Annotated in this window: 9 protein-coding genes; 6 read left to right on the top strand and 3 right to left on the bottom strand. The window is 49.1% G+C overall.

Going from position 1 to position 22,225, the window contains the following annotated elements; genetic code table 11:
* Positions 1 to 34: 34 nt before the first annotated feature.
* Positions 35 to 2,203 (bottom strand): bifunctional endo-1,4-beta-xylanase/feruloyl esterase, encoded by a 2,169-nt coding sequence (xyn10D/fae1, locus tag L6466_RS03935; RefSeq protein ID WP_237802011.1) that lies wholly within the window; start codon positions 2,201 to 2,203, stop codon positions 35 to 37.
* A gap of 119 nt (positions 2,204 to 2,322) precedes the next feature.
* Positions 2,323 to 4,842, bottom strand: coding sequence for a glycosyl hydrolase family 95 catalytic domain-containing protein (locus L6466_RS03930; RefSeq protein WP_237802012.1), 2,520 nt, complete (start codon positions 4,840 to 4,842; stop codon positions 2,323 to 2,325).
* 183 nt (positions 4,843 to 5,025) lie between these two features.
* Between L6466_RS03930 and L6466_RS03925 the strand changes: the two genes are divergently transcribed.
* Positions 5,026 to 7,557, top strand: coding sequence for a glycosyl hydrolase 115 family protein (locus L6466_RS03925; protein WP_237802013.1), 2,532 nt, complete (start codon positions 5,026 to 5,028; stop codon positions 7,555 to 7,557).
* A gap of 18 nt (positions 7,558 to 7,575) precedes the next feature.
* A complete protein-coding gene (locus tag L6466_RS03920; RefSeq protein ID WP_237793269.1) occupies positions 7,576 to 11,412 on the top strand; it encodes a hybrid sensor histidine kinase/response regulator transcription factor in 3,837 nt (1,278 codons plus the stop codon).
* On the opposite strand, the gene L6466_RS03915 is transcribed toward L6466_RS03920, so the two are convergent.
* Positions 11,413 to 12,375: a LuxR C-terminal-related transcriptional regulator gene (locus tag L6466_RS03915; RefSeq protein ID WP_176757028.1), complete on the bottom strand. Its 963-nt coding sequence runs from the start codon at positions 12,373 to 12,375 to the stop codon at positions 11,413 to 11,415.
* A gap of 219 nt (positions 12,376 to 12,594) precedes the next feature.
* On the opposite strand from L6466_RS03915, the gene L6466_RS03910 reads away from it, so the two are divergent.
* The 4 genes from L6466_RS03910 (at position 12,595) to L6466_RS03895 (ending at position 22,207) form a co-directional block, all read left to right on the top strand.
* Complete coding sequence (locus tag L6466_RS03910; protein WP_237802014.1) at positions 12,595 to 15,099, top strand: glycosyl hydrolase 115 family protein; 2,505 nt, start codon at positions 12,595 to 12,597, stop codon at positions 15,097 to 15,099.
* A gap of 29 nt (positions 15,100 to 15,128) precedes the next feature.
* Positions 15,129 to 16,904 carry an Ig-like domain-containing protein gene (locus L6466_RS03905; RefSeq protein WP_237802015.1) on the top strand — a complete coding sequence of 592 codons (1,776 nt, stop codon included), beginning with the start codon at positions 15,129 to 15,131 and terminating at the stop codon, positions 16,902 to 16,904.
* A 235-nt stretch (positions 16,905 to 17,139) separates the two neighbouring features.
* Positions 17,140 to 18,780, top strand: coding sequence for an alpha-L-fucosidase (locus L6466_RS03900; protein WP_237813081.1), 1,641 nt, complete (start codon positions 17,140 to 17,142; stop codon positions 18,778 to 18,780).
* A gap of 4 nt (positions 18,781 to 18,784) precedes the next feature.
* Positions 18,785 to 22,207, top strand: a complete 3,423-nt coding sequence (locus L6466_RS03895; protein WP_237802017.1) for a beta-L-arabinofuranosidase domain-containing protein — start codon at positions 18,785 to 18,787, stop codon at positions 22,205 to 22,207.
* The last annotated feature ends 18 nt before the right edge of the window (positions 22,208 to 22,225 follow it).

Genomic DNA, 22,225 nt, shown 5'->3' with positions numbered 1-22,225 from the left:
TTTCGTTATATTTAAATTATGTTACAATCCTTATTTATTTGAAGAGCAGCGGAGCCATCTCACGCAAGCTGCGACGCCATGTCAGGAACTCATGAGCAGTACCCTCAGACACGAAGCCATGAGCATCGAAGCCGGCAGCCTTCAGAGCATCAACACTAGCCTTGATACCATCAGGATTCTCCTTGCTGCCACAGCTCTCGAAGATAACCTTCACCTGCTTAGGATCCTTGATATCCTCAGGCATATAGGTACCACCGCTCAGCAGTCCATAGTATGCGAACATCTCAGGACGACGCAGTGTGATGGTCTTTGTCTCCATACCACCCATTGACAGGCCAGCCATAGCACGGCTATCCTTCTTGGCGATAGTCTTGAAGTTTGCATCGATATAAGGTACGAGCTCATCGCAGAGCACGGTCTCAAACTCCTTGGCAGTGAAGCCGCCCATTCCACCAAACTTGATGTCATTGGTCATACCATAGGTCATCACGATGATGAATGGCTTTGTCTTACCCTCAGCAATCAGGTTATCCATGATAAGTCCGGCACAACCCTGAACAGGCCAGCTGGTCTCGTTCTCACCCCAGCCATGCTGCAGGTAAAGCACGGGGAAGCGCTTCTTGCCATCATAGGTAGGAGGCAGATATACATTGGCAACCTTCACCAGATTTGTGCTCTTTGAGGGGAACTGTACCTGTACCATCTTACCGTGCTTGACATCCATGCGGTTAGCATAGAAGTCCTGATCAGCAGCAGGAATCTCGATACCACTCTCCCAACGGCAAGAACCAAAAAAGTTGCCAGTACCAGGATCATTGACAGTAGCACCATCGATGGTGAGGTGATAATAGTGGAAACCAGGATCCATAGGACCATCAGTCGTACCAGTCCAAACACCATCCTTATCCTTCTTCAGTACAGTACCGCCACGACCACCAAGACCAAGGCTTACAATAACAGACTTAGCATCGGGAGCCTCAATGCGGAAACGGGCATAACCCTCGCTGTTCACCTTAGGCCATTCCTGACCAGGCTGGTTCCAGAAGTTGGGCACGAAATCTTCCTTCGGTACACGGTTATCAAGTGAAGCATCGAAATCACGGATAGCACGGAAGCAAGCCTTTGGACGGTAGTTCTCATCGAAAGGCAGGGGGTGGTTGTTCACACCAAGCCAAGAGTCCTTGTCACCAAGGTTCCAGAAAGTAACGTTGTCAATAACGTCTGCGTGCTTACGGAACACCTTGAACAGACGAGCATACTGGTCGGTCTGCAATGTAGCCATATAAGCAGGCTGAGGCTTAGCCTCTCCACGAGAGAACATCAACTGGCCACCGCTCTCGTTGTTCATACGCAGGTCGAGCTCTGTGATATGGATGTGCTTCACGATCTCCTTGAAACGTACGATAGCCTTCTCCAGCTGAGCCTCATCAGGGAAGTAGATATTGTAGTGGCCCTGCATGCCGATACCGTCGATAGGCACACCAGCGTCCTTCATCTTCTTTACCATATTATAAATACGCTCACGCTTTCCCTCATCTACGCAGCTATAGTCATTGTAGAACAGGAGCACGTTGGGGTCAGCCTCACGTGCGAACTGGAAAGCCTTGGCGATGAACTCGTCACCACAAAGTTGGAAGTGACGGCTCTGACGATAAGGGCTGGGCTCCTGACCACCACGACGGCCCCAACGGGGAGCGTTATTATCGTCGGCCATAGCCTCGTTCACTACGTCCCATGCGTACACCACATCCTTGTAGCGATTCACCACCGTGTGGATATGCTCACGCAGGCGCTCGTAAAACACCTCTTTAGAAACCTCCTTGCCGTTCTTGTCCGTAAACATCCAATCGGCAAACTGTGAGTGCCAGCACAGACAGTGGCCACGCATCTTGATGCCGTTCTGACGACAGAAGTTGGCAATCTTGTCAGCGCGCTCAAAGTTCCAGACACCCTCCTTAGGATGGATTTCACCTGGTTTCCAGTCGTTCTCTGCAGTAACGCTATTGAACTGTTTAATAGTGAGAGCCTTCTGGGCATCGTCACTAATGTTACGCTGATTCAGCGCTACACCGATGGTGAAATAATCCTTGTAAGCATCCTTCAGGCCGACATTCTCTCTGGGATCAACCTGACGAAACTGTGCCCATGAGGCAGTGCTCATTGCAATTAATGCAGTAAGAGCAAACAATCTTGTTTTTCTCATTGTGTTGATTTAAAAATGGTTTAAAGTTATCACTAACGATATTTGCGATGCAAAATTACACAAAAAAAGCGACACACCCTTAAGTCGGATGTGTCGCTTTCTTTTCTTTTCGTCTCATTTTACTGTTTTTCGAAGCGATATGTCTCGCCAGCAACCGTTTCTACGTCATATTCATAGATGCGCTGCAAAGGACGCAGGGTAAAGTCTTTCAGTTCTGCCGACTTTAGTGGGGTACGGATTTCCGCAGGTGCCAGCAGACTATTCGGGCATTCTCCGCTGGCCTCTTTCAGTCCCTTGCCTTTCAAAGGCACATACGAGCGCAGGCGCAACGTGCCACCAATGGTTGAGCGAACCACGACATCACGAAGTTCTCCTCCATTCCAGGTTTCGTCAACGACGAATCCGCCACGTGCACGCAGCCCCTTCACCTCACCAGTCTTCCAGTCTTTGGGCAAAGCAGGCAACAGCTGAACGGCACCGTCATGACTCTGCAGCAACATCTCACAGATACCAGCCGACACACCGAAGTTTCCATCAATCTGGAAGGGCGGATGCGCATCAAAAAGGTTGGGATAGGTACGTCCATTAGGATGCTGGCGCGCAGAACGGTCATCCGGCAACAGATGCAACATATTCTTGATGATGCGGAAAGCATGATCGCCATCGAGCATACGAGCCCAGAAATTCGTCTTCCAGCCCAAGCTCCAACCCGTAGCCATATCACCACGCTGGTTCAGTGTATTGGCTGCAGCCGTAAAGAGATCGGGATGAGAATAGGGAGATATCTGATTGGAGGGATACAGGCCATAGAGATGTGAGATATGACGATGTTCGTCCCTGGGGTCGTCGGCATCAATCAGCCACTCCTGCAACTGTCCGTAACGTCCTATCTGCATAGGAGGAAGATTGGACATCTGGAATTTGAGGTTTGAGATGTATTTTTCATCTTCACCCAGCACCTTGGCAGCTTGAAGCGTTTGCGAGAGCACATCAAAGGCAATCTGGTTATCCATGGTAGAACCAGCTGTCACATTGGTATTCTTACCACGAGGTCCATGCTCAGGCGATACCGTTGGAACGGTCATCAGCCATCCTGCAGCCTGTTTCACCTCGCCGCCTGCAGGATATACCTGCATATAGTCAAGCAGGAAGTCGGCCGCACCTTTCAGCACAGGATACCATTGCTTCAGGAAGTCCTTGTCGCCCGTATAGAGATAATGCTGCCAGATGTGGGTCGTCATCCAAGCGCCTCCAGTGGGGAACATACCCCAAGGTGTACCATCCACAGGACCTGCAATACGCCAAAGGTCCGTGTTGTGATGGGCCACCCAACCTTTACAGTTATACATATCCTTGGCAGTCTTTGCACCCGTCTCGCTCAGGTCCTTAATCATTGAGAAGAAAGGTTCCTGTGTCTCTGCGAGATTGCCCACCAAAGCAGGCCAGTAGTTCATCTCAGCATTGATATTAATGGTGTATTTCGAATCCCAGGGAGCATTCACGTTATCGTTCCACACGCCCTGCAGGTTAGCAGCCTGTCCGCCTGGCTGACTTGAAGAGATCAGCAGATAACGGCCATACTGCATCATCAGGGCCACCATATCCAGGTCGCTGGCATCCTTTTCAAAGGCAGCCACACGCTTGTCGGTCTCCAGACCAGAGTTTACAGATTTAGGCAGCGTCAATGATACGCGATTGTATTGTTCCTTGTATTTGGCGGTATGACGGGCCAGCAACTGCGGGAACCGCATCGTCTCTGCCTGGTTCAGACGGTTTTTGTTCTTCTTTGTGGCATTGCCGCTGATATCGTGATAGTTCACGAAATTGGTGGCGGCAGAAATATAGATGGTAGCCACGGTAGCATCCTGGACGATAATCGTGCCGTCGGCAAACGAGATACCGGCATCCTTACCCTCCACTCGCACGCTGGCGTGACACTCAGCAGTCAGACCAGCCTTAACGCCCTCTTGTTCAACGCCTTGAACCGTGGCGATGAGGCGTCCGCCATGATTCCCAGAACCTGCAGTCAGAGCATTCTGACAAGTATGTTCTGAAGTCACCTTGAAAGGCAGCTGACTCTGATAGGACATCGTAAAGCTCAGCGCACCCTTCTTTCCGGCTTTCAACTGGATAATAATCACGCTGTCGGCCTGAGAGGCGAACACCGTGCGCTCGTATTTCACACCATTATATATATAAGAGGTAGTGGCCGTAGCATCACCCAGGTTCAGGGCACGCTCATACTTGGTCACGTCATTATGGCCTAACGAGAGCTTCAGGCTGCCCATGGGAAGGAAACGCATGCCGTGAGGCCCCTTGACAAAATGCTGGTCTATCAGTTTGGCAGCCTCGCCCTCCTTGCCTTGGAAAATCAGGCTACGCACCTCTGACAAAGCCTCCAGCGACTCTGTGCTGTTATTATTGTGGGGCTGACCACTCCAGAAAGTCTCCTCATTGAGCTGGATCTCCTCCGTATCAGTACCGCCATAGATCATAGCACCCATGTGACTGTTACCGACAGGCAGTGCTTCCAACCAATGGCTGGCAGGCTTTGAATACCACAAACGATGATTCTGGGCTATCGCCGTTGAGGAAACGACAACCAACAGAAATAAAAATGCGAAACGGTTTCGTAACATATTGTTATTGATTTAAATAGTTTAGGCCGTGCAAAGGTAGGAAAAAAAATTGGTTTACAGATGATTTATGGTCTAAAAAAATGCCGAAAACAGGCAAAGAAACATTTTCACACACTTTATGATACATTTAATCATTGGTTTTTCCAATAAAAATGCGTACTTTTGCAGCAAATAACTAAAACGATGAAGAAATTCCTGTTTCTCATACTGATGATGCTGCCCATTATGGCGATGGGGGCTGACATCTTCCGTATTAAAAATGCGACCATCAAATACGACAAGCAGGAAACCCTTCAAGTGAAAAGAGCCATAGGCGATTTGCAGGCTGATGCCGAACGGGTGACGGGATGCCGCCCTACCCTCTCGACAAAAAATGTTCGTGGCCCGCAAATCATCGTAGGCACCTATGGCAAGAGTCCACTCATCCAGAAACTCATCAAACAGGGCGTTATCAAGGAAACCGACCTCAAAGGCAAGTGGGAAAGCTATGTCCTCACCGTGACCAATGAGAAAGAGCCACGCCTTGTCATTGCCGGAAGCGACACACGCGGAACTATCTACGGCATCTACGATATCTCTGAGCGTATGGGTGTATCGCCCTGGTACTGGTGGGCTGACGTGCCTGTCTGCAAGAATCCGGATGTAGCCATTCAAATATCCGGCGATTACTTTGCCTCCGGTGAACCGGCAGTCAAGTATCGCGGCATCTTCATCAATGATGAGGACTGGGGATTAAAACCCTGGGCATCCAATCATTTTGAGAAGGAACTGGGCGATATCGGTCCCAGGACTTATGCCAAAGTATGTGAACTGCTTCTCCGTCTCAGGGCCAACATGCTGGCACCTGCCATGCATTCCTGTACAGGAGCCTTCTACTCGCATCCTGAGAGTAAGGTGGTTTGCGACTCCTTTGGCATCATTATCACCACCTCGCATTGTGAACCCCTGCTGCTGAATAATGCGGCAAAGAGCGAATGGGACAGCAACAGAGACGGCGAATGGAACTACAAAACCAATCGCGAGACCATCTATAAGAAATGGGACGACCGCCTTGGCGAGGCCGCAAAATATGAAAACATCTACACGGTTGCCATGCGTGGTGTCCACGATGAGGGCATACGCGGCAATCTGCCCATGAGCGAGCGTGTGCCCCTTATTGAGCAGGTCATCAGGGACCAGCGCGAACTGCTGGAAAAACATAGTGTGTCCCGGTTTGCCCGCGATATCCCGCAAATCTTCGTCCCCTACAAGGAAACGATGGATATCTACGAGAACGGGCTGAAGGTACCCGATGACATCACCCTTGTATGGGTAGACGACAACTACGGCTACATGAAACGCGTGGCAAATCCAGAGGAGCAGAAACGCTCAGGTCGCTCAGGCGTCTATTACCACCTGTCATATCTAGGTGCCCCTCACGACTACCTGTGGCTCAACACCACCCCACCCGTTCTGATGTACGAGGAACTGCGCAAGGCCTACGACAACGGTGCCGACCGCTATTGGCTGCTCAACGTGGGTGATATCAAGCCGATGGAACTGGGCATGCAGACTTTCTTTGACATGGCTTGGGATATCAACGCCTTTGACTTTGAAAAGGTCTATCAGCATCAGGCAGAATTCCTGGCTTGCACCTTTGGTCATCACACCTCTCAACTCTCAGTTCTCAGTTCTCAATTACAAATCATCCTTGATGACTATTATCGCCTGGCATGGAGCCGCAAGCCAGAGTTTATGGGTTGGGAATATCAATGGGACGACAAGGCACATACGGGTCTGAAGCCTACCGAGTTCTCCTTTGAGCACTACGACGAGGCCCAGCGCCGATTGGCAGACTACCAGCGAATCAGCGACGAGGTGGAGCGGATAAGTTCAGAGTTGAGAGCAGAAAGTCTAGAGTTTGCCACCGCCTTCTTCGAGTTGCTGCAGTTCCCTGTTCAGGCTGCCTGTCAGATGAACCGTAAGTTTCTCATGGCGCAACTCAACCAGTTGCTGGCAGAGAAAGGCCGTTTCTCTGAAGCCAACTGGGCCGCTCGCCAAATGGAAGAAGCCTACGACAGTATCAATGCCCTGAACCGCCGCTATAACAAACAGCTCAATGGCAAATGGGATGGTATGATGGCACTCTCAACCAGTTTTACCAACACATGCCAGTTTTACCAGAAGCCAGAAGTGAAGCGTTTTGAAGGTGCTGGCGAGAAAGCCGTATTGCTGACGCCCCTCAGAGGCCGAAGCGCTATAGATTGTAAAGTCATTGACCTGCAAAATTGCCAACATGCATCGGAGGGTACCCGTATCGTTCACGGTCTGGGTTACGACGGAAAGGTGGTGCAGTTTGGTGATCCTTCGAAGGAGTCCGAAGACGGAGCCTTGGAAGATATATTCTATTGGTTCAAGAGTCCAAATTGTGACTCCGTAGATATTATTGTCTATACGGTACCCTTCTGGCCTCTGTATAAAGGCAAGCAGAATCGTGTGGGTGTAAGTGTGGATGACTCACCTGTGCAGGTCTTTGAAAACAAGTTCAAGGAGTACGACCGCACGTGGAAGGATCAGGTGATGCGCAACGGTGCTGTGTGCCGCCTGCGTTTCGCTGTCAACAAGAATCACCCTTACCACGAGTTGCGACTTGCAGGCGACCCAGGTCAGATGATTCAGCGTGTTATCATCGACTGGGGCGGACTACTCCCTTCATATATTGGACCAACGATTTAACCACATAAGCAAATGATTATGCGTCGTTTTACACTGACTATCATACTATTACAACTATTCTTCGGCCTGGCTTACAGTCAGACCGGGGTTTTCTTTTCCTCAGAACGTTTCTCCAGCGCGCTCATTAATGATTTGTGCCAGGATAAATACGGCTACATGTGGATAGCCACCGACTATGGACTAAACCGTTTCGACGGCTATCATTTTACAGAGTATCTGCATCAGCATAATGACTCTACGACTATCAGCAGCAGCACGGTATGCACCCTGTTCTGTGACAAGGATGGCGAACTATGGGTAGGCACCAATAAGGGACTTGACCGCTTCGACTATGCCACGGGAACATTTATCCACTATCCTTTCGCCAGAGGTCGCAAGCCACGTGTCACTAAGATGACGCATCTGAGCGATGGGAGAATGATTGTAGCTACCAGTGGCTATCATGGTCTTTACTGCATGGCCAACGAAATGGCAGACGACTATACCGAAGGCGACCTCGACATGCTGTTTGTGAATAGCGTGATGGAAGATGACATGGGACGTATCTGGCAATGCAGCTTTAGCGATCAGATATCCATGAAAGACGCCAACGGTATTCACAAGATGCGCACCACCCAGGGTTTCGTCGTTGACTTCGTCTATCACGACGGAGAATTCCTGATTGTCTGTATGCACGGACTTCATAGTTACCGTGACGGTCAGCTCACCATTCCCGATTACGACATGAGTGCACTGGAACCCAGTGCTATCATTCGCTGTGTGTTTACCGACAGTAAGGGCAACACCTATATTGGAACCCGAGGCGATGGGCTCTATTGCATCCCTGCCAACAGTAGGAAGTTAGAACGTGTACCCGCCATAGCCTCTGGCCTTAATTTACGTACAACGAAGATATGGGCCATTACAGAAGACCGTCAGCACAATATCTGGTTGGGTTGTCAGTCAAAGGGACTTGTGATGCTACCAGCCAAAAGTCCCCAATTCTCATCTTGGAGTTTTGCCACCCAAGGCATAGACCTTGCCTCTACCATCACGGCTGTATGTGAAGGTGACAATGGTTATATCTGGTGTTCTGTTCAGGGTAACGGCATCTATGGTTTTGATGCAGATGGACATTTGAAAGCCCATCCTACCGCTCCCGACAAGGCTGAGTGTATTTTCCGTGACCGCAGAGGCAACTACTGGGTGGGTACCGATGATGCTCTCTATGCCTACGACCCACTGACTGGCGTATCCACCAGGAAAGCGACCATCGACTGCGACAAATTTAATTCCATCACCGACGACGCACATGGGCGACTGTATATCTCCACGTTCTCTCGTGGACTATGTGTTTACGATACAAATACCGGTGACCTACGTCAGTATAGTCACAAGAGTAGTGGTCTGTGCAACGACTGGATCATGGGAGTAACCTCTGACAAGTCGGGAAATATCTGGTTGGCCACAGCATCGGGTGTGTCTTGTTATAATCCTAAGACAGAAAACTTTGATCGTCCTCATCTCTTTGATGTCATGTGTTTCAATGTGCTACAAACACGTAGCGGTGCTACTTATGTAGGAACAGAGCAAGGCATCTATCGACTGGAAGGCGAGAAACGGCCAGAGTTGGTAGCTTTGGGACAACTCTCTGTAGGCTATATGATTGAGGATGAACAAGGCTTCATATGGTGCTCCACCTCAAAGGGTATCTGGCAATATGACCCCGCCACAGGCAAAACCATCGGACATGTCTATGGCAATGGTCTTTCTGCTAAGGAATATATCACAAGCGTAGGACTACTTACCAGTGACAATAAGATTTGTTATGCCAACTATAATGGTCTAACCGTTTTTCGCTCTAAAGACGTCATTGGGTGTCACACAACGCTCAACGAACTCTATCTGACAGCCTTCCGTCTGCCAGACAGAATGATTTACACGCAGGATGATGATCATTACGAAGTGTCTTACCTCGACAATGCCATCACGCTGGAATTCTCACTACTCGACTATAACGCGCCAGAGAACATCATCTTTGAGTACCGTATCAACCAGTCGGCATGGCTGCAGAATCCGGAAGGCGAGAACACCATTCTGTTAAACCATCTCCAGCCAGGAACCTACAACATAGAAGTCAGGGCCATGTCTGGGACCACCTACTCACAGACCAAGACCATCACACTCACGGTGACTCCCCCATGGTATCGCTCCAAATGGGCCTACGCTATCTATCTCTTTGCATTCATCGGCATCATTACCGGCATAGGTTTCAGCTATCGCCGACGCGCCCATCGTATGTTGGCAGAAGAGAAGATGCGTTTTCTCATCAATGCCACCCATGATATTCGTTCACCACTTACAATTATCATGGGAGCCATCGGAAAACTGAAAGACTCAAAGATGGCAGAACTGAAGTCTGAGGATGATTTTCAGTCCTTTAATTCCTCGACCCTTCAACCATCCATTGAAACGATCGATCGCAATGCCCAACGTCTACTGCAGTTAGTCAATCAGATTCTTGACCAGCGACGTCTGGATAAAAAACAGATGCAGTTACATTGTCAGGAGACCAACATGGTTGATTTTATCAGCGGTGTGTGCAAACTATATCAGTTTAGTGCCGACCAGCGTAACATTTCATTCACCTTCGAGCACGAGCGAGACCATGTATTGGCATGGATTGACCGTATCAATTTTGACAAGGTCATCTCCAACCTGCTCTCAAATGCTTTCAAATATACCTACGATAATGGCGAAGTGAAGGTTGTGCTGCACGAAACAGAAAAGAGTATAGAACTGTCTGTCATCGACAACGGCATGGGCTTCAAGGATGAAGATCCCAACCGTTTCTTTGACCGCTTCTATCAAGGACAGAACTCTGCCAATCTGGGCATACAAGGCACGGGCATTGGTTTAAATCTCTGTCGTGCCATCACTGAGATGCATGGTGGCGAGATTAAGGCACAACGCCGTGAAGACAAGCAGGGAGCCTGTTTTGTGGTGACAATTCCCAAAGGCAACAAGCACCTGCGTCCTGAGCAGATTGTGACAGACAGTCCTGTGCGCGAAGTACTCTCATCAGGTATCAAGGGAAAGAAATCCTTCCGCCAGTTCCGCATCCTCATAGTAGATGATGAACCAGAAATAGCCCGTTATATCATCTCTGAATTAGGCGACCGCTATAAGTTTGACCATGCCATAAACGGCAAGGAAGCACTGAAGATGTTGCTTACTGATGAATACGACCTCGTCATCAGCGATATGATGATGCCCGAGATGGACGGACTCACCTTGCTCAAGCATATCAAGGATAATACGAATATCTCTCAGATACCCGTTATCATGCTCACGTCAAAGGCTGAGGTAGAGTATAAGCTGGAAGGTCTCAGAGGTGGTGCAGATGCCTATATTGCCAAGCCTTTCGACATGGAGGAACTGCATATCCAGATTGATAATCTCATTGACAACGTACGTCGCTTGAAAGGAAAGTTCAGTGGAGCCCTAAAACAGGAAGACCGTATTGAACAGGTAGAAGTAAAGGGTAACGATGATGCCCTCATGGAACGAATCATGCGTTCTGTCAATGCCAACTTCTCCGACCCCGACTACAACGTGGACACCATGGCCAACGATGTAGGAATCAGTCGTGCACAACTGCATCGTAAGATGAAGGAGATTACTGGTGTTTCCACAGGTAAGTTCTTGCGTAACCTGCGTATGGAACAAGCCGCCCGTCTGCTTCGCGAGGGTAAGATCAACGTATCCCAGATTGCCGATCACGTAGGTTATGCCGATCAGGCCCATTTCTCTACAGCCTTCAAGACCCACTTCGGACAGTCACCCTCGGAATACGCCGAGACACACAAAGAGTAATCAGAGTTTCACGTTTGAGATATCTATCAGATTATTCACAATAGCATAGATTGTAAGTCCTGCAGCGCTATGAATCTGCAACTTTCTGGCGATATTGCGACGATGCGTAATCACGGTGTTCACGGAGATACACAGATGGTCGGCTATCTCCTTGTTCTGCATACCCTGCACCAATGCGACGATGACATCCTTCTCACGGTCTGACAGCAGTTCCTGACTCTCGCCAACGCCAGCCTTCGTCACCATATCCGAGATATTGCGCGTCACGTCGTTCTGCTTCACGATTTTCTCCAGACGACGAATGGCAGGCACGAAGATACTGTCTTCCACCATGGCGTGCTGACGAAGCCATACCTCGTTCTCGTAGATATCATGGAGAGTGGCAGTCAGCTGGTTGTTATGCAGTCCATCCTGTGGCAGATACTTAATAATGAGGAGCTTCAACTCGCGCAACTTCTTATCCGTTGCCCCGTGATGTTTGGAAAAAGTATCCACATTATAGTCATTGATGGGTTGTTTGTCTATCAGCGACTGCACATAGGGGAAGAGCGTCTTCTGCTCATACTTCATGTGACGGCGTATCTCCTGTGCATATTCGTCATAGAAACGCAGGATCAGCATACCCAGCGAGTCTTTCTCATCGAGCGACTCCTGCAGCTCCCTGCGGATGTAGGGCAACTGGAAATCAAGGAAATAGGCATGAGAAGCTTCCAGATAATGCAACAGCGTAGGGACTGACAACTGCTCATCGTTCTCGAAGCTTTCATACCCATTGGCCGTAAAGTTCACTACAGCCAGGAACGTATAGGTATCCACTCCGTTGTCCTCGCATGTCTCCCTGACGGTCTTATCACCGAATCCAAGATTGATTCCAAAACTACCGAGCGACTGCAATAAATCATAGTTATCGCGAATCAGCGATATCATCTTGTCGTCAGCCTCATACATTTTCAGATTTCTCATCGTCCTTTTACCTATTTATGATTAATCGGTGCAAAGGTAAGCATAATTTTCGACTTACGCAATCATCAAAAATAGGTATTTTGCATAATTATAACAAATAAGTAAAGTGATTGAAATACAAGGATGAAACATATTCATGAAGTCTATGCAACAAAAATCGGGACTGTTTATGCAACATTTTTCTTACCTTTGCACCCAGAAACCATTAAAACTATAAGAATGAGAAGTTGTCTCTGTGGTATTTTTTTGTTGCTGGCTGTGCTTTCAGTATCAGCTAATGATAAGTTTTGTATTGCTAAAGACGGCAAGACTGCCACCATCATCGTTGACAAGAACGATTGGAAAGGCGTCATCCGTGCCGCCAACGACCTGGGTGATGACGTGCGCAAGGTCACGGGTGTTGCCGCCCCCGTCGAGTATGTCGATGTACCACAGCAACACGCCATCATCGCCGGCACCATCGGCAAAAGCCGCCTCATCGACCAGCTCATCAAGCAAAAGAAAATTGATATCAAGAGGATCAAGGGCCATTGGGAGGGCTACTATATCAATGTAGTAGATGACAATCTCGTCATTGCAGGCAACGACAAGCGTGGTACCATCTACGGTATTTATGAGATATCCAAGCGTATTGGCGTCTCACCCTGGTATTGGATGGCAGATGCTCCCGTAGTACATCAGGACGAACTGTACTACGACGAGGGACTTATCTACGAATGGCCTGCCGTGAAGTATCGCGGCATCTTCATCAACGACGAATGGCCTAGCTTTGGCACATGGTGTACCAAGCATTTCGGTGGCATCAACTCCAAGGCCTATGAGAAAGTATTTGAACTGTTGCTTCGCCTGAAAGCCAACTATTTCTGGCCGGCCATGTGGGGCACCAACTTCAACGAGGACGACCCGGAATCTCCCCGTCTGGCTGATGAGATGGGCATTGTGATGGGCACCAGTCACCACGAACCCATGATGCGCTCACATCGTGAGTACCTGCAGCGCAAGGAACAGGTAGGTCCATGGGACTACGCCACCAATAAGGAACGCGTGGATCAGTTCTTCCGCGAGGGTATGGAGCGCAATAAGAACTACGACAACCTCGTGACTATCGGTATGCGTGGCGACGGCGACGTAGCGATGGGTAAAGGTGATGATGCGGAAAACATGAAGACGCTCCACAAGGTCATCGACGGCCAGCGTAAGATTATCAAGGACATCTACGGACGTGCCGATGCCGTGCCCCAGCTCTGGGCTATCTTCACCGAGGTACAGCGCTATTATGATGCCGGCTTTACCGTACCCGATGACGTCACACTCCTTTTCTGCGACAATAATTGGGGCTACATCCGCCGTAAGGGCACGGAGAAGGAGCGCAAGCGCAAGGGCGGTCTGGGTCTCTATTATCATATCGACATGAACGGTGGCCCATGGAACGACCGTTGGGTGAACACCACCACCGTGCCCAAGCTCCGCGAACAGCTCAACCTCGCCTACCAGAGCGGCATCGACCGCATCTGGATTATCAACGTGGGCGACCTGAAGCCGAAGGAGATGCCCATCTCGTTTATCATGGACTATGCGTGGGATCCTGAGTGTGTTCAGCCTGGTCAGGAGCACGAGTGGCTCCGAAAGTGGACATGTTCCGTACTCGGTGGCATATCCCTTGAGGATGTAACTTTCTGTGCCGATGTCATCGAAAGGTACTCAAAACTGAACCTGATGCGCAAGCCTGAGGTGCAGGTACCCGGCCTCTTCAATTACAACGAAATCCTGTCTCTCAGCAGTAAGTGGCAATATATCACGCTCTGCTGCGAGCGTTTGAAGGAGCGCATCCCTGAAGAAGCACAGGACGCCTTCTATCAGCTCGTCTATTATCCCGCCGTAGCCAGTGCTAATCTTGCAGAGATTTACAACGCAGCAACACTGGGGCTTGACAACGGGGTTATCGAACTACAGATGGAGAAGGACGAACGGCTCGCCCATTATTATAATAAGGTGATGGCTGGCGGAAAATGGGACGGCATGATGCTCGATAACCATATAGGATATACCAAATGGTCCATCCCCGACAGAAACACGAACCCACTAGAGCTTGGTTTCAAAATTGACCACGACCTCAATGTCTCAAAAGAAACGAAAGAGTACACCATCCCCGCATATCAATACATCCATAAGAGTGATGTTTGGATTTTCCTTCCATACCTGGGACGCGGAGGGGGCTGCATGGGAGCCTCAGACGTGATGAAGGAATGGCCGGCCGACGGCAGCGGTCCAAAACTGGAGTACGACATAGACCTGTCTCCCACCGACGGCAAGGGAACCATAGCCATCGGCATTCTGCCCACACAAGACATCGTGCCTGCCCGCGGCCTGCGCCTTGGGGTACAGATTGACGAGGAACCTATGCAGGTCATCGATGCCCGTCAAGGACTGCACGACGAATATGGCGAATACACACCCAAGAACCTTGCACAGTCGAAAAAGCTGAAGCCCCTGCCGCCACACAACAACCTGTTGCTTAGTGGTTGGAAGAATGGACGCAAGATGCTGCGCCGCGACGAGGTGTTTGACAATATCCGCTGGCTGGAAGTAAACTTCGAGAAAATCGCTCCAGGCAAACATCAGCTGAGGCTCATCATGATAGACCCCGAAATCGTTATCGAGACCATCGTGGTAAACCCCGACAACAATCGCTACAGCTACTTCGGAGCACCAGAAAGACAATAACACCTAATATAAAAGACTAAATAACCATTATGAAACAAACCATTTTATTGCTATTCCTATTTATCATAGGACTAACGCCTGCCAAGGCCGACAACATCACCGTTGACGGCACCAGTCGTTCGTACAATGTCATAGTACCTAAGAACTTAGGCGAAGGTCGTCCGCTTCTTATCTTCTGTCATGGGTATAATCAGGATGCCGGTTGGATGCAGAACAGCGAGTTCAAAAATGACCAGGTGAGTATGGAGGCCGTATGCGACACAGCCAAGTTTGTCTGTGTATTCCCCAATGGCATCAACAAATCATGGGACACCAGTGGCAATCGCGACATTAACTTTATCAAAGCCATCATCGACAAGATGGTGACACAGCATAAGATTGACCGTAACCGCGTCTATCTGGGCGGATTCTCCATGGGCGGCATGCTGACCTATCACGCCATGAACAAGATTCCCGACCTCATCGCAGCCTTTGCCCCCTGTAGTGGCTATCCTATGGGTGGTGCTACCGCCAATGCTAACGTACGAGCCATTCCCATCCTGCATATCCACGGCACAAGCGACGAGACCTGCGCCTTTAGTGGTGCGCAACCGGCCCTCAACGTATGGATCAGACATAACGGTTGTCCCACTACGGCAAAGGTCACCGACAATTATAATGGCTTCGGCGGCTGCAAGATGCGCGTCTGGGGACCAGGTAATGACGGTTCCGAGGTGCGTCTGCTGGAATTACCCAACAAAGGACACTGGATTTGCAAAGAGAAGCAGGTATATACTGGTAAGGAAATATGGAACTTCTGCAAGCGTTTCTCGCTGAACAAGACCACGCCCAACGTCAAGATCACCTCACCTGCCACAGGTGGGAAATACGTCAGTTTTGGTCCGAAGAACGAAGTAACGTTCCCCGATATCACCATCACAGCTACCGCAGACGATCCCAACGGTACGGTAGAGAAAGTGGAGTTCTATGATGGAAACACACTATTGGCCACCTGCACGGAAAAGCCCTATAGTGCCACGTTGACAGGAGCAACTGCCACCAAGCACACGCTGAAAGCCGTTGCCACAGACAACGACGGAGAGACGAGTACAGCAACCGTTGAGGTTACATTCCAGGCTCCCACATCCTTGAGTCTGGCCTCTGGTTTCACGGAAGGAGGTGCTGTTCCCGCGGGATGGACCACCTACGACAGTAGCGAGAAACGTACGGGCTACAGCAGCGGATTCTCTTCCGGATGCCGCGTGTTGCAGTTCACCGGCACCACGAAAGGCTTCAGCTACGGTCTTTACTTCCGCAACATCAATGGCAATAAACATCAGGGCTACGCTAAGTACGGCCTAAAAGATGCCGGTACAACAGTCAGCATGGCCCCTGGCCACTACACCCTGAAATATAAGATGTGCAACTGGAACATGGCCGACTTTGGTCCTATAGAAATCCATATTGAGAAGCGCACGGGCAATGTCAGCATAGCCAGTCAGACCTATACGCCCAATATCAACATCGGCAATAAGACAGACAATAACTTCAGCAGTCCTGCCCAACAGACTTTTGAGTTTGACATCACAGAACAAGGAGACTATGTCATCGCCATCTACAGTGCTGCATCAGAATGGAGCGACGCCATCATCGGACAGATGTATATCATGAACAACAGTTATGTGGCAACGGGGATTCATACCACCCAAGCATCCCAAGAGGGAAATGAGAGAATCTACAACTTGCAGGGGCAGAACATCAGGAGTCTGTCCCAGCAAAAACCAGGCATATATATTAGTAACGGTAAAAAGATTATAAAAAGGTAACACGAGAGTCCGGGTCTTCAACAGCAAGACCCGGATTTTTATTTTATCCTATTATTATATTATTAAATCCTACATAAATTCTTTTTTATATCATATATTCTTTGTAATTTTGCACCCATTATTACAACCAATAAACAATATGCGTAAAACCCTATTATTTCTCGTTTTATACCTCATGGGAGTGTCGTGTTGGTCACAATCAAAACCATATGGTCCTATACCCAGTGAAAAACAATTGCACTGGCAGGAGATGGAAATGTATGCTTTTATCCATTACTCCATGAACACCTATACCGATCAGGAGTGGGGATTTGGCAACGAAGACTTGAAGTTGTTTAATCCCTCTGACCTTGACTGTCGCCAGTGGGCACGCGTCTGCAAACAAGCAGGCATGAAGGGTATCATTTTCACGGCTAAGCATCATTGTGGTTTCTGCATGTGGCCTTCGAAATATACAGAGTATAGCGTTAAGAACACACCATGGAAAGATGGCAAAGGTGATGTTGTGAAAGAGTTGGCCGATGCTTGTCGCGAGGAAGGACTGAAGTTCGCCGTCTATCTCTCACCGTGGGACAGAAATCATCCAGACTACGGTAAACCAGAATACATTACCTATTTTCGCAATCAGTTGCGCGAATTGCTCACCCAATATGGCGACATCTTTGAGGTGTGGTTCGATGGTGCCAACGGTGGTGACGGATGGTATGGCGGTGCCAACGAGGTACGTCGTATTGATGGACGCACCTACTACGAATGGGCCGAAACATTCAAGATGATTCGCGAGTTGCAGCCCAATGCTGTCATCTGGAACGATGGTGGCGACCGTGGTGACCTGCGCTGGGTGGGTACTGAGGCTGGCAATGTGGGCGAGACAAACTGGAGTCTGATGCCTTCGGAGGGCGACACCCCCTATCATATGCTGCATTTCGGAGTAGAAAACGGCGACGTATGGTGCCCTGGCGAAACGAATACCAGTATCCGTCCAGGCTGGTTCTACCACGAGACAGAAAACGAACACGTGAAGAGTCTGTCGAAACTCATGGATACGTATTATAAATCAGTAGGCCGCAACTCCACCCTACTACTTAATTTCCCCATCGCCCCCAACGGACGCATTCATTCCAACGACAGTCTGCGTGGTATTGCCTTCAAAAAGATGATAGACCATATATTCAAGAAGAATATCGTCAAGGAAGTAAAGGCGCCCAAGCTTACAAGCGGGTCTTACATCATCAACTTCAATAAGCCCACATCATTTAACCGTTTCCTAGCAGAGGAGAATATCGCTTTAGGACAACGTGTCAAGAAGTTCACTTTAGAAGCTCTCGTCGATGGACAATGGCGGTCTTTAAAGGACGCATTGGTAGATAATGGTGATGGTCTCACCACAGTAGGCCACCGCCGCATTATCTGCTTCCCAACAGTCAAAGCCACAAAGCTCCGTTTCTCAATTACTGATACGAAAGCTGAACCAATCATTAAGAAACTGGGCGTTTACCTCGCTCCTGAACTCACAGCCGACATTCAGGATTCTGGTGAGAAGAAGTCATCAGGCCTGCATATATTCTTCAGCAGTCCCACACAGATGATGATTGACTGGGACCAAGAACAGACATTTACGACCTTCCGCTACTTGCCACCACAAGGAACAAAGGATGGCCTTATCACTCACTACACCCTTTGGGCCTCTACAGACTGGGCACATTGGACCAAGCTTGCATCGGGAGAATTCTCTAACATTGTTAATAATCCCATATGGCAGACCATTAAGTTCCCTGCCACCAAAGCCCGCATCATCAAATTCGATGCAGACCGACTGGCCGAGGGTAGCCGCATGGGCTATGGAGATATTGATATACACCCAAAACGCAAATAGACTAATGAAACGAATCCTATTACTCATCATGCCACTGTGGGTTGGCATCATCCCCCTGCATATTGTGGCACAAGAGAGAGTTTATACCTTGCTTGATTGGAAATTCAAAGATGCTTCTCAAGAATTAAAGCTCAATATGAGTGAATACAAGCTAGACTTCAACCATCCTCTGCCTTATACTGATATGCAGAAAGAATGGAAGGTGGCAGCAGAACTGAAGTGCGGAACACTCGGAACGGAACAGGTGTTTGTTTGTAAGGAGGGAAAAGCGTCTCATCTTCTGAGCAAAAACTCGCTGTTTGGTGACATTTCTCTAGGTTATGACAACATGCACAGGCAGTTCTTTGTAGAAGTGATTGACAAAAACGAACAGCCGCATCGTCTGTGTGCCGGTCCTACTGTCACAACGGGACAATGGTATCGGGTGAGTGCCACAGCACATTATGACGCCAAAAAAGACGAGTCTGTGCTTGAACTGAACGTTGACGGTACAAGTGACATGTTGCGCTATCCAGGCAAAGCATTGCGCCATAATGCCTCTCTATGGGTGTTGGGACACGGATTCCCCAGTGGTTTTCCCAACTCTTTGCAAGTGCGTGAAGGAGCAATCCGCAACCTTGAAATCAGCGGTGCACCTCTGCCTCGTGTGGCAGGTCAGAATCCCCTCTTCACAGACCGATTCACAGCCGATCCCGCGTTCACTGTGATAGGAAACACCGTCTATGCTTATGTAGGAGAAGACTGTGCTGGACCTGGCGGATGGTTCAATATGCCTCGTTGGCTGTGTTATTCATCCACAGACATGAAACATTGGACCGCACATGGCCCTGTACTCAAGGCTGCCGATTTCCCCTATGCGTCTCCTGGTGGTTCATGGGCTGGTCAGGTAGTGGAGCGAGACGGCAAATTCTATTACTATGTCACCTTGGATTATAAAAACAAGCCTGAACATGCCATTGATGTGGCTGTGAGCGATTCACCTACGGGTCCCTTTACACCAGCAAGAATAGATGGCACACCGTTAATTACAGATGACATGACTCCCGATTCCCATCGTGGCAATGCCGACATCGACCCGACGGTGCTGATTGACGATGATGGAACTCCTTGGATGGCATGGGGCAATGGCGACTGCTATATGGTACGACTGAAGAAAAACATGATAGAGCTGGATGGAGAAGTCAAGAAAGTACCGATGCGCAATTATAGCGAGGGACCTTGGCTCTTTAAACGTGGCAACCTGTATTACAACGTATATGCTTCTGATGCTCCAGGCGTACAGTCAGAACAAATGGCCTATTCCACAGCGGAACAAATGGAGGGTCCTTGGACCTATCGGGGATTTGTCAGCACCTCGGCCAATCATGGCTTCACCATCCATCCTTCGGTCATTCAGTTCAAGGGCAAATGGTATTACATCTATCACGATGGTTCCTACCAGCTTGAAGGAGCCCCTGGAGGCGATTGTCGCCGCAGTGTGTGCGCCGAGAATCTGTATTTCAATACTGATGGCACCATGCAGTTTGTTCCTCTGACACAAGAGGGACTGAGCGAAAAGAATGATTTACTATCGACACTCCGCTCGGTCGAAGGACGCTTGCAAGACAAAAAATCTCGACAGCCAACACCGTTGAAGCAGTGGTGCACAACTCAAATCACGGGTGGCGACTGGCTATTGTTGGAACAGAAGGATATGGAGTTCGTGAGTTCCCTCAGTGCTGACCGTTTGCTCTATTTCTTTCGTCAACGTGTGGGACTTCCACAGCCCGAAGGGTGTTTTCCTTATGGAGGATGGGAATCGACAGATTTGAGGGGTCACACCTTAGGACACTATCTCACAACGCTGAGCCTTTTTTACTTTCAGAGTGGTGACACAGAGGCAAAGAAAACGGTGGATTACATAGTCGGTGTATTGAGGGAGGTACAGATGAAAGGTGGCAGTGGATATGTCAGTGCCTTTAGCGAAGAAATGCTCAACCGTGTGGAAACAGACGGCAGCGGATGGGCACCATACTACACACTTCACAAAATCTTGCAAGGTCTCCTTGATGCTCATCGATATACTGGCAATGAGATGGCTCTGACCATTGCCAGCGAGATGGGCGACTACATTTATCTGCGTACAACACGACTGCAGGACAAGGAACTTTGGCGTCACAATATGGACGTGCAGGAAGTGGGAGGCTTTGCAGAGGCAATGCTCAACCTCTATCAGGAGACGAAACACGAGCAGCATCTGAAAGCTGGACAGTTCTTCCAACAGACAGACAAACTCCTGCCATCGGCAGGTGGTCACGATATACTGGATGACAAGCGGACACCAAACTTCCATCACGCAAACAGCACAATACCACAGTTCATCGCAGCAGAACGTGAGTATGAGATCTCAGGCGACAAGACCTTGCTTTTAGCTGCTGTGAATTTTTGGAAACACGTCACGTTGCATCGCACCTACTGCAATGGTTCCACAGGCTATCATGAGCACTGGAACCTACCTCCTGACCATATCGGAGAGGAACTCGATGGACAGGCTGGCGAGACTTGCTGCACCAATAACCTTATCAAGCTCTCGAACGACCTTTTCCGCATCACCCGGCAGCCCCAATATGCCGAGTATGTGGAACGAGCCACCCTCAATCACATCATGGGCAGCATAAATCCTGAAAACGCTAACTTCATGTACTTCCATACACAATTACCTGGCTCCTTCAAAACCTACGGAAAGAATACTGACGTATTTTGGTGCTGTACGGGTACTGGAATGGAGAACCACGTGCGTTACGGACAATCGGTCTTTTTCTCCGATGCCGACACCCTCTACGTCAGTCAGTTCTTTCCTGCGCAACTCAACTGGACAGACAAGAAGATGATTGTAGAACAGACAGGCGACCTCACGCACGATACATTTATAAGAATCCGCATCACTAAAGGAAGCGGACGTGCAGTGCTGAAAATCCGCATTCCCTCATGGTGCAAGGGCTTCAAAGCAACATGCGCGAAACAGGACCTACACTATGAAACAAGAGACGGCTACTGCATAATCAGCGGAAGTTGGAAACAAGGCGATGTCATCAGTGTACATCTTCCGATGCATCTGCGCTTGGAGCATCTACCCAGCCAGCCTCATATCGTCGCTCTTTATTACGGTCCTTTCGCACTTGCTGCCGATATGGGAACAGAGGGCATAACAGAAGACCGTGTGAATGTGACTGACAATTATTTTGGCGGCTATCCCTCCTACATGCAACCTGCCGATCCCATACCCGCATTGACGGGCTCAAGGACCAATCTTGATTGGATTCGCAAAACAGAAGGGAAATTAGAATTCTCTACCACAGCCACAAGCGAAGGCAATCCTGTTCGGTTTGTTCCTCTCTACAAAACTTTTGGTATCCGCTTTACCGACTACATGAAATTGAATGATTAAACATCCAGAATGAACCTA

The organism is Prevotella communis, from assembly GCF_022024175.1.
In the GTDB taxonomy this organism is placed as follows: Bacteria; Bacteroidota; Bacteroidia; order Bacteroidales; family Bacteroidaceae; genus Prevotella; species Prevotella communis.
The sequence above is the reverse complement of the archived record's forward strand: the minus strand, read 5'-3'. Positions and strand labels throughout refer to the sequence as shown.